Origin of the sequence: Pseudomonas sp. OTU750018, assembly GCF_011636575.1 — a bacterium.
GTDB lineage: Bacteria > Pseudomonadota > Gammaproteobacteria > Pseudomonadales > Pseudomonadaceae > Aquipseudomonas > Aquipseudomonas peli.
On record NZ_JAAPAU010000002.1, the window covers coordinates 894922 to 908806 of the forward strand.

Below are 13885 nucleotides of genomic sequence, written 5' to 3' on the forward strand. Positions count from 1 at the left end.
ACCATGGATGCACTAAAACACCTCAGCCCGTTTATCGCCGTCGCTGGGCAGTTGCAACCAGCAGACATGGGCACACTCGCCGCGGCAGGGTTTCGCAGCGTGATAAATAACCGCCCCGACGGCGAAGGTGAAGACCAACCCAGCTCAGCCGAAATTCAAACGGCAGCGCTGGCGAGTGGCCTTGAATACTTCTTCCTGCCAGTGACGGCGGGGCAGATCAGCGATGAACAGGTGGCGGCTTTTACTGAGCTGCTCGGCCACGTGCGCGGCCCGGTGCTGGCGTTCTGTCGCACCGGCACACGCTCCACAACGCTGTGGGCATTGAGTGAAGCGCGCCACTTAGACCCGCACGCGCTGCTTAAAACGGCGCAGAACAACGGCTATGACCTCAGCGGCCTGGCGCCGCGCTTAGAGCAGCGTTGGCAGAATGCCCCCCTCGCCACAGCGCAACGCAGCACGCCGCCTACCCAGCGCTATGACGTGGTGGTGGTTGGCGGTGGCGCCGCCGGTTGCGCGGTGACGGCCAGCCTGCTACGGCGAGACCCGCACTTGCGCATCGCCGTAGTCGATCCAAGTGAACATCACTACTACCAACCTGGCTGGACGCTAGTTGGCGCTGGTATTTTTGACCGAGCCCACACCGAACGGCCGATGGCCCGTTGCATTCCCCGAGGTGCGCAATGGATTTGCGCCGCAGTGGCCGGCTTTGAGCCCGAGCAGCAATGTGCGGTGCTTGAAGACGGCAACCGGATTGGCTACCGCGCCCTGATCGTCTGCCCCGGTTTAAGCCTGCACTGGGATGCCGTCGAAGGCCTCAAAGAGACGCTGGGGCAGAACGGCGTCACCTCCAATTATCAATTTGAGCTGGCGCCCTACACCTGGCAACTGGTGCAAAATTTACGCAAAGGCAACGCGCTTTTTACCCAGCCTCCAATGCCGATCAAGTGCGCCGGTGCGCCGCAGAAGGCGCTATACCTGTCGTGTGACTGGTGGCAAAAACAAGGGGTACTGCCTGACATTGACGTCGAGTTTTGCACCGCTGGTGCGGTGTTATTCGGCGTGCCGACCTTCGTTCCGCCGCTGATGAAATACATCGAGCGCTACAACGCCCAGCTTCACTTCAACACCACCCTAACGGCAGTGGACGGCCCGGCGCGCAAAGCATGGTTTAACCAGGTGGATACGGCAGGCAACAGCCAAACCATCGAAAAATCCTTTGACATACTGCACGCCGTGCCGTCCCAACGCGCGCCTGAGTTTATTCGCCAAAGCTCTTTGGTTAATGCCGAGGGCTGGGTTGAGGCAGACGCAGAAACCCTGCGCCATCCGCGCTTCGGCAATATCTTCAGCTTGGGTGACGTTTGTGCATCACCCAACGCCAAAACCGCTGCCGCCGTGCGCAAGCAAGCGCCGGTGGTCGCGGAAAACGTGATCTCTGTTCTCGCCGGAAAAGGGCCACGCGCGCTGTACGACGGTTACGGCTCATGCCCGCTGACGGTTGAGCGTGGCAAAGTGCTACTGGCGGAGTTTGGCTACGGCGGCAAACTGCTGCCTACCTTCCCGTTAGACCCCGCCATACCGCGCCGCTTGGCTTGGGAGCTGAAAGTTAAGCTGATGCCCAGCATCTACTTCGACATGATGCTACACGGCCGTGAATGGCTGGCCGCACCCAAACGTTTGCAGCATGAACCCGCTGCCGTTCAAGCAGCAGCGGCCTGTGATTTTGGAAAGGACCAGGCCAAATGAAACTGAGCCACTGGCTGCCCTGCCTCGAGTGGGGGCGCTGTTATGACCGCAGCAGCGCGGCCCAAGACGGCCTGGCCGCACTGATCGTAACGCTGATGCTGATCCCGCAGAGCCTGGCCTACGCCATGCTCGCCGGTTTGCCGCCGGTGACGGGCCTGTATGCGAGCATTTTGCCGCTGTTGGCTTATGCCGTTTTTGGCTCCAGCCGCACCTTGGCCGTAGGCCCAGTGGCGGTGGTGTCGCTGATGACTGCCGCAGCGCTCGCGCCACTGTTCCCTGCGGGCAGCGAAGCCTATATCGGCGCGGCGATGCTGCTGGCGCTTTTGTCTGGGTTGCTGCTCAGCAGCATGGCGATGTTGCGGCTGGGCTTTTTAGCGAATTTCCTCAGTCACCCTGTCGTGTCTGGTTTTATCAGTGCCTCCGGCATTCTTATCGCTGTGGGTCAGCTTAAGCACCTGCTGGGCATCAGCGCCTCGGGTGAGAGCCTGCGGCAGATAATCCCGCAGCTGTGGTTAGGGCTGCCGAGTGCGCACTGGCAAACCGTGCTGATCGGTGTGTTCAGCCTGGTATGGCTGTGGTGGGCGCGGGCGCGCCTAAAACCTGTTCTGCAACGGATGGGGCTGTCTGTGCAAATGGCCGGCAACTTAGCCAAGGCCGGGCCGGTGATGGCGATTATTGCCGCCATTACCGCGGTGTCACTGCTGCAACTGGAGCACGCTGGGGTGAAAGTGGTCGGGGCCATCCCACAGGGCTTACCAGGGCTTATGTTGCCCACACTGGATATCGCTTTAGCCATGCAACTGCTGCCCGCAGCGCTGTTGATCAGCTTGGTAGGTTTTGTTGAGTCGGTGTCGGTAGGCCAAACGCTCGCAGCAAAACGGCGCCAACGTATCGAGCCCGACAATGAGTTGCTCGGCTTGGGGACAGCCAATCTGAGTGCAGCCTTTAGTGGTGGCTTTCCTGTTACCGGTGGTTTTTCTCGTTCGGTGGTCAACTATGACGCCGGCGCGCAAACTCCCATGGCCGGAGTGTTCACCGCCGCCGGTATCGGCCTCAGCGTCATGCTGCTGACCCCGCTGCTGCATAACCTGCCGCAAGCCGTATTGGCCGCGACGATTATTGTCGCGGTGCTGAGTTTGGTTGACCTTGGTTCGCTGAGCCGCACCTGGCGATATTCGCGCCCTGACGGCGTCGCGCAGTTGGCGACGATTATCGGTGTGCTGTTGATCGGTGTTGAGGCTGGCATCCTGATCGGCGTGGGGCTCTCACTGTTGCTGTTTCTTTGGCGCACCAGCCAGCCGCACATGGCGGTTGTCGGCCAAGTACCGGGCAGCGAGCATTTTCGCAATATCGAGCGTTTTGCGGTTATTGAGTCGCCCAACGTGCTGTCGCTGCGGGTCGATGAAAGCCTGTACTTCCCCAACGCCCGCTACCTCGAGGATCGGATTGGCGAACTGATAGCCAATCGACCTCAAGTTCGCCATTTGGTGCTGATGTGTTCGGGCGTCAACCTGATTGATGCCAGCGCCCTTGATTCGCTGGAAGCCGTTGTTGAACGCCTAAAAACCGCCAACATTCAGCTGCACCTGTCCGAAGTTAAAGGCCCGGTGATGGATCAGCTGCGCCGCTCAAGCTTTCTCCAGCACTTTGGTGGCCAGGTGTTTATCAGCCAGTTCGAGGCCCTAAAAGCTTTAGCGCCGCAGCTTACCCAGCAGACCTTACTGCCGAGCAATCTGCGCGCCGACACCCAACCCCATGCATAAGGACATTCTGATGAAAACTGCCCATGACTTGGTAGCCGCCGCTAAAAAGCGCATCCATGAAATTGACCTGCAGGAGGCTGACGCTGCTATCAAGGCGGCTGATGTAGTGATCGATGTGCGCGAAGCCGATGAATTTCACGCCGGGCACATCCCCGGTGCCATCAACATCCCCCGCGGCTTGCTGGAATTCAAACTGAGCAATGAACCTGAGCTGGCGCAACGCGACCAGAAGCTGGTGCTCTATTGCAAAAACAGCGGCCGCGCGGCGTTAGCCGCGTGCTCATTAAAAGAGATGGGCTACCTGCACGTGCTGTCAATTCAAGGTGGCTTCGAGGCGTGGAGCGCTGCCGATAAGGCTATCGACACACCGCACCTTCCTGCATTCGATTAAGGCCATTGGCCAAAGGAGCACTCATGCAACGCCTACTGACTGCTATTTGCCTCAGCCTGCTGACCTTCGCCGCCCACGCGGTGGATCTTTCCGCCAATGCACAAGAGGTGCACAAGCGCCTGCAGCAAGACGTAACGCAACTGCTGTTTGTCGATGTGCGTGACCCAGTCGAGATCATGTTTGTCGGCTTTACCGATGACGTGCACACCAACATCCCCTATCTGCTGGTTGACCGCAGCGCGTGGGATGAAACACGCGGCACTTACTCAATCGCACAGAACCCCAATTTTATTGCCGAGGTAAAAGCTGCGTTGGCCAAGCACGGCCTAACTGCCCAAAGTGAAATTATTACCATGTGCCGTTCCGGCAGTGAGCGCGGTAAGCCAAGTGCAGATTTTCTTCGCGCTAACGGCTTCCCCAATGCCCGCTATGTGGTTGATGGCTTCCAAGGCTCGGCTCTCAAAGAGGGCCCGCAAGCCGGCATGCGCCTGCAAAGCGGCTGGCAAAACGTCGGGCTGCCATGGAGCGCAAAAATGAACCCCGCCAAGATGTATCGCCCTTAAACGCTTGCCAGCCCAGGGTTAGTCACCGCTGGCTTAGCGGCTCATGTACCCGGCCATACACCGAGTTTTAACGCTGTATTGTTTGTGCCTATGCCATCGATAGAAACGCTTCGGTTTAATCACTAGACGAATTTGCTAAGCTGGCCATATATACCCCAGGGGGTATTCATGGCGACTGCAGGAGGACTATGTTGATGACCACTGACGTCGCTACCTTTTCATCCGGCCACATCGCCCAAATACGACCGCTGCACCTAATCGTATTCATCAAAAGGAAATGCACCATGGAAAATAGCCCGCAGATGAGCTTCCCTCGCCTCAACGAGCCAGCACCTCCGTTCACCGCTCGCACCACGTCCGGTGACCGTTCGCTGGAAGACTACCGTGGCAAGTGGCTAATTCTGTTCTCCCACCCGGCAGACTTCACGCCGGTGTGCACCACTGAATTTATTGGCTTTGCTAAAGCCGCACCAACGTTCGCTGAAATGAATTGCGAGCTGCTGGGTCTGTCCATCGACAGCCTGTTTTCGCACTTGGCCTGGATGCGCAACATCAAAGAAAAGTTCGACGTCGAAATCCCCTTCCCGATCATTGAAGACATCTCCATGAAGGTGGCCAGTGCATACGGCATGGTTCACCCGGGCGCGGCGGATACCCAAGCGGTAAGGGCGACCTTCTTTATCGACCCCAACGGCATTCTGCGCGCGATGGTGTACTACCCAATGAGCAACGGCCGCAGCATTGATGAGTTCGTGCGTCTTCTGCAAGCCATGCAAACAGCCGACGACAACAGCGTGGCAACTCCGGAAAACTGGCGTCCGGGCCAGCCGGTTATCGTACCGCCGCCAAAAACTGCAGAAGCTGCCGAGAAACGCGCCGCTGAAGGCTACGAAACAGTGGATTGGTACTTCTCCACTAAAACGCTGTAACGCTTAGCAAAAGGGCTTTACTGCCCTCAAACCGCTGCATATGCCTTCGCATATGCAGCGGTTTTCTGCATCTCAAGTCGAAAAGGATTCTCCGGTCATGCGTACAGAAATCACCGTCGACGTTGCCATTATTGGTGCCGGTACAGCCGGACTCTATGCACTGCGTGAGGTGCGCCGCGCCGGGCGAAGTTTTGTCCTTATCGACCACGGCCCGCTCGGCACCACCTGCGCCAGAGTGGGTTGCATGCCCTCCAAGTTGGCGCTGCATGCAGCCGATCTATGGCAGTCACGCTTGGACATGCCAGCCATCGGTGTGGCGTATAGCGAGGAGCTACAGCTTAATAACGCCATCACTTGGGCAGCTCTGCGTAAGCAGCGTGATTTCTTCTCTAACAACGCCGCTAACAAAGCCCGCGCCGCGGCGGGCAAACAGCTGATCGAGGGGCGCGCACGCTTTCTTGAACCCACCTTGCTGGAAGTTGAAAGCGCTGAAGGTACGCACGTCATCCGCGCAGGCGCGGTGATTATCGCCACCGGCTCGCGCCCGTTTATCCCCGACTGGCTGGCTCCGTTTGCAGACCGGATTGTCACCACGGACACGCTGTTTGAGATGGCAGAATTGCCGGCACGCATCGGGGTGTTGGGTTTGGGCGCGCTGGGGCTGGAAATGGGTCTGGCGCTCAGCCGGCTCGGCATTGAAGTCACAGCGGCTGGCGGTTCAAGCCTGGCAGGTATTGACGACCCACAGGTGGCCGCCCGTGCAGTCGAGGTTTTCTCGCAAGAGATGCCAATCTGGCTCGGCCAACCCGCCAGCGTTGAACGTGCAGAGCATGGGCTGGTGCTGCGTTCAGGTGAGCGCTGCGTAACTATTGACCTGCTATTGGTGGCAACCGGCCGGCGCGCGAACACCGATGAGCTGAATCTGCAGGCTGCAGGTTTTACCCTGCAAGAACGTGGCGAGCCGCTGTTTGACCCGGCCACTCTGCGGCTGGACGATTGGCCGGTGTACATTGCCGGTGACGCTAACGGGCAGCGCGCTTTGATGCATGAAGCGGCTGACGAAGGTGCGATAGCCGGCTATAACGCAGCGCGGACCACTCCCACACGCTTCCGGCAAAAAACTTCGCTGTCCATCGCCTTCGCTAAACCTGATGTCGCGACCATTGGTAAACGCTTGAGCGAGCTAGAACCCAGCCGGATTATCGTTGGCAGTGCGTCGGGCGAAGCGAATGGCCGTTTGCGCATCTTGGGCGGTGAACGCAGCCTGCTGAATATTTACGCCGATAGCACCAGCGGTTTACTACTCGGCGCCTCGCTTCTCAGTATCGACGGCGAACACTTGGCGCATCAACTAGCGTGGGCCATACAGCGCGGTGAAACGGCGCAAAGCCTGCTGCAAATGCCGTTCTACCACCCTGTGGTGGAAGAGTTGCTGGCCACAGCATTGCAAGAAATCGCCAAACACTTCACTGACCCTCAAGGCTTGCCCCTTGGGCTCTCGGCCGAAGAGTGAGGCGCTACGACGGCTGCGCCAATTTTTGGCGTACGCAGCCGTTAGGTGTACTTGGTGAAGATGGCCCTGACTTGCGCCAGCTTGTCTTGGTTACTGTGGTCAGGGGTGAGGATGGCCTCTTCGGCCAAGCAGATCAGCATCTCCTGATAAGCCTTATCCAGCGCCTTACGGGCGGCGCTGAACTGCTGAGCAATAGACTCGCATTCATCGCCGCGCTTGATCATGGCTTGAATGCCACGCACCTGGCCCTCGACGCGGGCCAGACGCTTTAACAGAGAGTCACGATGTTCTAACTGCGTTAATTCAATCATTTCCAACTTCTAAAGTACGCCGCAAAGTAAAAGCACCTCGCAATTCACCCAAAGCGAATCCACGAGCCTCATCCTCTGGGTAGCGTACATCAATCACCGCGGCAAGAGACGGCTGAATGTTTTTGCCATGACAGGCTAGGCATGGCTCACCAGTGGCAATGGCTTTCATCATGCGGAACTCGCCGCCAACAACCTCGGCATGACTGAGCTCAGTCACCGGTTCACCTGCAGCTGCACGCTCGGCAAATTGCTCGAGGACCTGTTTTTCCCAGGCATCTGCAGTATTGGCCGGGTTACGTACCTTCAATGAGGTACGTCCAACCTTCCAAGGTTGCTTGCTGTGCTGCCCAGCAATCTCTGGAGCCAATAACTGGCAAGCCTCTACGGCCTTTACAGGCCCGCCGGACTCCATCGCAGACTTTACGGTAGACATCAAATGCTGCCCGAAAGGTGGTATTAGCGCTGCGCCCTCTGCCTTTAAAGCCTGAAAATCCTCAGCGTAAGCAGCCATGCTCAACGAACCTATAAGAACTGCAGTGATCAATCGCATAACGTCTCCAGAGAAATAGCCTTCCACATACCCATGGGAGTATAGCCATGACTTAGCCAAGGTGACTACTCAGAATCAACTAAAGGGACGCGCCATTGCATGCAGAAAAACCATGTCGTGTTCATGCCAATGACTAAACACACAAAATTACTGGCCTGAAGACGGGATAGCTGAAGACTCACTGACAAACAGATACGCTTTTCATCTGCATGAAGTGATTACCTGACGGTGGCAGAAAGTGTGCTGCGCAAGGGAGTGCGGCATTTCGCCCACATACCCCCAGGGGTGTTATGAGTTAGACTGAAATGGCCGAAAAAGGCGACTGCTTAATCGGTTTTCAGTCAGTTCCAAACACAGGATCGACTCAGATGGAATTAGACCCGCTCTTCCTCTCGCGACTGCAATTTGCCTTTGTGGTTTGCTTCCACGCCATCTTCCCGGTGTTCACCATCGGCTTGGCCTCATTCATCGCCTTTTTGGAAACCATGGCCTTTCGAACGGGTGATCTCGTTTGGGTAAGGCTGTCGAAGTTCTGGACGCAGGTTTTTGCCGTGGTATTCGGCATGGGGGTAGTGTCGGGCATCGTCATGGCCTTCCAGTTCGGTACCAACTGGAGCAACTTCTCATATGCGGCGTCTAACTTCCTCGGCCCAGTGCTGAGTTATGAAGTGATCACTGCATTCTTCCTTGAAGCGGCGTTCCTCGGTGTGTTGCTGTTTGGCCGCGATAAAGTACCGCCAGGCGTACACCTGCTGGCTGCCTGCATGGTGGCGTTGGGCACCTTTATCTCCTCGTTCTGGATTCTCTCGGCCAACAGCTGGATGCAAACGCCGGTTGGCACCGAGCTGCGTGACGGCATGATCCATGTCGTGTCCTGGTCGCAGGCGCTCTTCAGTCCCTCGTTTATCTACCGTTTTATGCACATGGGCCTGGCCTCGTTCCTCACCGGTGCCTTTGTGGTGGCGGGCGTTAGCGCCTGGTATTTACTGCGCAAGCGCGAGGTGGAGGTGAACCGCAAAGCCCTGTCGGTCAGCCTGTGGATGATCCTGGTTATCGCCCCTACCCAAGCGGTTGTAGGTGATTACCATGGTTTGAACACGCTGCAACATCAGCCGACCAAAGTGGCAGCCATGGAGGGTAACTGGGAGCGCGCTTCTGGCGTGCCGCTGCTGCTGTTTGCCTGGCCGGATCAAGAGGCGCAAACGAACCACTTTGAGATTGCCATTCCCAAACTAGCCAGTCTTATTTTGACTCATGACTGGGAAGGTGAGCTGCCTGGTATTTCCGAAGTGCCCTATGCCGAGCAACCGCCTGTGTTTGTTGTGTTCTGGGCGTTCCGAGTGATGGTGGGTATTGGGTTGCTAATGATTGCCTTCGGTTTGACAGGGTTCGTACTGCGCCGTGGCGGTCGTTACTGGCAAACCCCTTGGTTTCTCAATGGCATGCGCTGGATGAGTGTTACTCCTTTTCTGGCTGTGCTCGCCGGCTGGGTTGTAACTGAGGCCGGGCGTGCGCCCTGGCTGATCTACGGAGTGATGACACACGCGCAAGGGTTAACGCCTTCACTTACTGGCGGCATGGCGTTGTTCACTCTGATTGGTTACATCCTGGTCTATGCCGTGGTCTTCAGTGCCGGGCTGTATTACCTATTCCGCGTGTTGCAGGACGGACTCGAAGAAGACTTAAGTGCCGAAGAAACCCACGAAGTGGAACGCCCAGCACGTCCGCTGTCGGCCACCCATGTACGTCTAGAACAGGGGGACAATTGAAATGGTGCCTTTTGACCTTACACTCATTTGGGCAGGGATCATTGCCTTCGGCATCATCATGTATGTGTTGATGGACGGTTTTGACCTGGGCGTGGGGATTCTCTTCCCCTTCGCCCCGGACGAGCAGGCCCGCGATGTTATGATGAACTCGGTGGCACCGGTCTGGGACGGTAACGAAACCTGGCTGGTGCTAGGCGGCGCGGGCCTGTTAGCGGCCTTTCCGCTGGTGTACTCGGTGTTGCTGCCGGCCATGTACATCGGTGTGTTTTTGCTGCTGGCGGGTTTGATCTTCCGTGGCGTGGCGTTTGAGTTTCGCTTCAAAGCAAACACCTCGCGCTACCTGTGGAACTGGGCCTTTGCCGGCGGTTCGATCATTGCTTCGTTCGCCCAAGGTGCGGTAGTGGGCGCCTACATTCAGGGCTTCAATACCGAGGGGCTGGTGTATGTGGGCGGTGCGCTGGATTGGTTGACGCCGTTCACCGTGCTCACCGGCATCGGCCTGCTGGCCGGTTACGCCTTGCTCGGCTGCACCTGGTTGATCATGAAATCCGAAGGCTACATTCAGGACTGGGCCTTCACGCTGGCACCGAAGCTATTAGCGGCGGTGTTGGTGGTGTTTGTCGCCATCAGCGTCTGGACGCCATCGGTAGACCCGAACGCCTATGCTCGCTGGTTCACCTCAATTAGCCTGATCTGGGCCTTCCCTGTATTGGCCGGCTTGTGCGCGCTACAGATTTTCCGCAGCCTGCTCAAGCGTCGTGAAGCCATGCCGTTTATGGCAACCATGGGCCTATTTATCTTCACCTATTTGGGGTTGTTGATGACCAAATGGCCATACATTATCCCGCCTAATCACACTATCTGGGACGCTGCATCGGCACCCGAGTCGCAATTATTTCTGCTGCTGGGTCTGTTGTTCGTCATCCCTATCGTGCTGACCTATACCGCGTGGACCTACTGGGTGTTCCGCGGCAAGGTAAAAGCAGGTGTCGGCTATCACTGATAAAACCCGCAGCCAGCGCAGCCGCCACTGGCTGACCCGCCAGCAGCATGCCGTTCGCCCGTTGCTGCATGGCGCGGTGGCGGCCGGCATGCTGGGCGGTGTGGCGATTGCGGCGCAAATGGGATTGATGGCCTGGCTGGTGCACGCCTTGCTGATCGACGCGGCCCCGGCGCATAGCCTGTGGCCAACGATGGCTGCGTTGCTGTTGGCGGTGTTGCTGCGCGTGCTAGCGGCTGCCGTGCAGGAGCGACTAGGCCAACTGGCTAGCGCCAAGGTTCGCCAACAGGTGCGGGGGGAATTGAGCGCCTTGTGGGCCCGGCTCGGGCCGGTGCGTTTGGCAGCGCTGCCCAGTGCAAGCCTCACCAACCAATGGGTCGAGCAAGTCGACGCCCTCGATGGCTATTACGCCCGTTACCTGCCGCAGCAATGGCTGGCGGCGCTGGTGCCGTTGATGCTGGTGGCGCTGGTGTTCTGGCTGGATTGGCTTGCGGCGCTGTTTCTCTTGCTGGCCGCACCGCTTATTCCGTTATTTATGGCCCTGGTCGGCATGCACGCCGAACGCATTAGCCAGCGCCATGTGCTGCAGGCCGGGCGCATGGCCGGACAGTTTCTCGACCGGGTGCGCAACCTCACCAGCTTGCAATTATTCGGTCAGGTTGAGCGCTCAGTCAGTCGTATCGAAGAAGCTACTCAGGCGTACCGTAAGGTAACGATGGAGACGCTGAGGGTGGCGTTTCTCTCGTCGGCGGTGCTGGAGTTCTTTGCCTCGGTGGCCATTGCGGTGGTGGCCATGTACATCGGCTTTGGCTTGCTCGGCTACATCAGCTACGGCCCATCGCCGTCGCTGACCCTCTTTAGCGGCTTGTTTATCCTGCTGCTGGCACCGGAGTTCTTCCAGCCGCTGCGCAGCTTGGCCCAGCATTATCACGACCGCGCAGCGGCGTTGGCAGCAGCTGATGCATTGGCGGAACTGGAGGCACTGGGTAGCACCATCCCGGAACTAACCGCGCAACAGCCAGGCGGCGACGCCAACGGCATCACCGTGCAGAACCTGCAGCTTGGTTATGTCGGTCGCGGCTTAATCCTGCGTGACGTAAACCTGAGCATTAAGGCCGGTGAGGTGGTGGCTCTGGTCGGCCCCTCTGGGTCAGGCAAGTCGAGTCTGCTGCATTGCCTAGCCGGTTTTATCCAGCCAGATGCCGGTCATATCAGCCTGTTCGGCCGCCCGCCGGGTGAGCAACCACTGGCGTGGATGGGCCAGCGGCCGTTTCTGATTAAGGGCAGTTGGGCCGATAACCTGCGCCTCACCGCGCCCCATGCAGACGCGGCCGCCTTGCAGCGGGCACTGGCGGCTGTGGGCTTGAGTAAACTGTTGGCCGCTCAACCACAGGGCCTCGATAGCCTGCTGGACGAAAGCGGTCGCGGGCTTTCAGGCGGCCAAGCGCAGCGCTTGGCGTTAGCGCGGGTGTGGCTGAACGACGCCGCCTTGGTGCTGCTAGATGAACCCACCGCGAGCCTGGATGAAGAGAGCGAAGCTGACGTGGTCAAAGCCTTACAGGCGCTGGCAGCAGCCGGCCGCACAGTGGTCATCGCCACCCACCACCCGGCCCTGATGCACATGGCTGATCGCGTTGTACGCTTGAACAACGGAACGTTGGCCGATGACTGAGTTATTGCCCTGGCTGCGCGACATGCGCCATTGGCGCGGGCGCCTGTTAGCAGGCGCCCTGCTAATGCTGCTGACCGTACTAAGCGCTATCGGCTTGCTGGCCTTGTCGGGATGGTTTATTACCGCCACCGGAGTCACTGCATTGCTTTGGGCCGCGGGGCAAAAAGTATTTTTTGATATTTATGTGCCGGGCAGCGGCATCCGTTTTTTTGCCCTGTCGCGCACGGTAGCGCGCTATGCCGAGCGGGTGTTTAACCACAACACCGTGCTTGGCTTGCTGGCCGATCTGCGCGTTCGCCATTTTAGCGCCTTGGCGAAATTGGACGGTGCCACCTTGGGTCGGCTGCGCGCAGCGCAGTGGCTCAACCGCTTGACCGCCGATATTGATGCGCTGGATACGCTCTACCTGCGCCTGCTGGCCCCACCAGCTGTGGCTTTACTGGCGATTGTGCTGGTGTGCGGGCTGGTCGCGCTTTTTCATCCGATGCTGGCGCTAACGCTGCTGTTAGTGCTGCTGGCGCTGTTGCTACTGGTAACCGCCGGCATGGCCACCGCCGGTCTGCGCCTGAGTGCTAACCGCGTCGAGCAGTTGGATGGCTTGCGCGTGCAGTGCATCGAGCAACTGCAGGGCTTAGCTGAGTTGTCTGCTGCCGGTAGTCTGGCCATGCATCAACAAGCTCTACTTAGCCGCAGCCAACAGTTATTGACTGAGCAACTAAGCCTGCAAGGCCGTGTGGTGCTGTTTCAAACACTAGGGTTATTCGGTGTCTTAGGGGCCAGTCTGCTCGGCCTGTTCGCTGGCGTATTTGCCTACCAGCAAGGGCTGCTCAGCGGACCGCTGATGGTGATGATCGCCTTGGCGCTGATGGGGCTTAACGAAGCCTTTAGCGTGTTACCCGCCGCCTTCGCCCAGTGGGGCGCAACCACCGCTGCCGCAGCACGGCTGAACCAACAGGTGGCGATTGTTGGACGCTTGCCCCGCGCTATAGCGCCGCTACCGGTACCTGCGGTCATGGTCCTGAGCTGGAAGGCGGTAAACGTGGCGTATGCCGGTATTAGCCAACTGAAATTGAACATAGCGGCGGGTAAGCGCCTAGCGGTAATTGGACCATCCGGTTGCGGAAAATCAACCTTAGCTGCACTGGCCGCACGCTTGATCGACCCCGACAGCGGCGAGGTGTGCGTAGCTGATATAGCGTTAACGGCGCTTGATCTCGACGCTTGGCGCAGCAAAGTAGCTTACCTGACCCAAGAGACCGAACTGCTACACGGTAGCATCGCCGACAACCTGCTGCTCGGCCAGCCCGATGCAAGTGATGACCGAATGTGGTGGGCACTGGAGATGGTCGACCTCGCCGACACGGTTGAAGGCACGGCTAACGGCCTGAATACCTGGGTAGGCGAAACCGGCAAACAACTCTCGGGCGGTGAAGGTCGGCGCTTAGCGCTGGCCCGTGTGCTGCTACGTAACGCGCCGTTGGTGATACTCGACGAGCCCTACTCCGGGCTTGATCTGGCCACACGCGAACGCATCAAACCGCGCATTGACGCGTGGTTACAGGGCCGCACAGTGCTGCTTCTGGGCCATAGTGAGCAAGCACTACCCAAGGCCGATCACCTAATAAGCTGGCGCGATATTTAAGTTACTCAGCACGCTCCGTTAGCGATTGGTATTTGA

General features: G+C 58.4%; 12 protein-coding genes. 10 read left to right on the top strand and 2 right to left on the bottom strand.

Annotation, left to right across the window (positions count from 1 at the left end; genetic code table 11):
- Positions 1-3 precede the first annotated feature (3 nt).
- The 6 genes from HCI85_RS13110 to HCI85_RS13135 all read left to right on the top strand — a co-directional run bounded on the left by HCI85_RS13110 (position 4) and on the right by HCI85_RS13135 (position 6905).
- The gene (locus tag HCI85_RS13110; RefSeq protein WP_099776459.1) at positions 4-1746 is read left to right on the top strand and encodes a bifunctional protein tyrosine phosphatase family protein/NAD(P)/FAD-dependent oxidoreductase; all 1743 of its coding nucleotides are present in this window, start codon (positions 4-6) and stop codon (positions 1744-1746) included.
- Positions 1743-3509, top strand: a complete 1767-nt coding sequence (locus HCI85_RS13115; RefSeq protein ID WP_167145089.1) for a SulP family inorganic anion transporter — start codon at positions 1743-1745, stop codon at positions 3507-3509. The genes HCI85_RS13110 and HCI85_RS13115 overlap by 4 nt, the downstream gene beginning before the upstream one ends.
- A 10-nt stretch (positions 3510-3519) precedes the next feature.
- The gene (locus HCI85_RS13120) at positions 3520-3900 is read left to right on the top strand and encodes a rhodanese-like domain-containing protein (RefSeq protein WP_099776455.1); all 381 of its coding nucleotides are present in this window, start codon (positions 3520-3522) and stop codon (positions 3898-3900) included.
- A gap of 23 nt (positions 3901-3923) precedes the next feature.
- Positions 3924-4463: a sulfurtransferase gene (locus HCI85_RS13125; protein ID WP_167145091.1), complete on the top strand. Its 540-nt coding sequence runs from the start codon at positions 3924-3926 to the stop codon at positions 4461-4463.
- A 284-nt stretch (positions 4464-4747) separates the two neighbouring features.
- A complete protein-coding gene (locus HCI85_RS13130; protein ID WP_099776450.1) occupies positions 4748-5392 on the top strand; it encodes a peroxiredoxin in 645 nt (214 codons plus the stop codon).
- 97 nt (positions 5393-5489) lie between these two features.
- On the top strand, positions 5490-6905 hold the full coding sequence (locus HCI85_RS13135; RefSeq protein WP_167145093.1) for a dihydrolipoyl dehydrogenase: 1416 nt from the start codon (positions 5490-5492) through the stop codon (positions 6903-6905).
- Positions 6906-6946: 41 nt separating this feature from the next.
- Here HCI85_RS13135 and HCI85_RS13140 read toward each other — a convergent pair whose 3' ends face one another.
- Together HCI85_RS13140 and HCI85_RS13145 are read right to left on the bottom strand one after the other, a co-directional pair.
- Positions 6947-7216, bottom strand: a complete 270-nt coding sequence (locus tag HCI85_RS13140) for a metal-sensing transcriptional repressor (protein ID WP_065760708.1) — start codon at positions 7214-7216, stop codon at positions 6947-6949.
- Entirely contained in the window at positions 7209-7766 is a 558-nt protein-coding gene (locus tag HCI85_RS13145; protein ID WP_099776446.1) for a Tll0287-like domain-containing protein, read from the bottom strand. The genes HCI85_RS13140 and HCI85_RS13145 overlap by 8 nt, the downstream gene beginning before the upstream one ends.
- Positions 7767-8134: 368 nt before the next feature.
- On the opposite strand from HCI85_RS13145, the gene HCI85_RS13150 reads away from it, so the two are divergent.
- From HCI85_RS13150 to cydC, 4 genes are read left to right on the top strand one after another with little or no spacing between them, the layout of a single operon-like run.
- Entirely contained in the window at positions 8135-9535 is a 1401-nt protein-coding gene (locus tag HCI85_RS13150) for a cytochrome ubiquinol oxidase subunit I (RefSeq protein WP_167145095.1), read from the top strand.
- 4 nt (positions 9536-9539) lie between these two features.
- A complete protein-coding gene (gene cydB, locus HCI85_RS13155; RefSeq protein WP_241693790.1) occupies positions 9540-10538 on the top strand; it encodes a cytochrome d ubiquinol oxidase subunit II in 999 nt (332 codons plus the stop codon).
- Positions 10522-12207, top strand: coding sequence for a thiol reductant ABC exporter subunit CydD (gene cydD / locus HCI85_RS13160; RefSeq protein ID WP_099776440.1), 1686 nt, complete (start codon positions 10522-10524; stop codon positions 12205-12207). Before cydB ends, cydD begins: the two co-directional genes overlap by 17 nt.
- Positions 12200-13849: a thiol reductant ABC exporter subunit CydC gene (cydC, locus tag HCI85_RS13165; protein WP_099776438.1), complete on the top strand. Its 1650-nt coding sequence runs from the start codon at positions 12200-12202 to the stop codon at positions 13847-13849. The genes cydD and cydC overlap by 8 nt, the downstream gene beginning before the upstream one ends.
- The last annotated feature ends 36 nt before the right edge of the window (positions 13850-13885 follow it).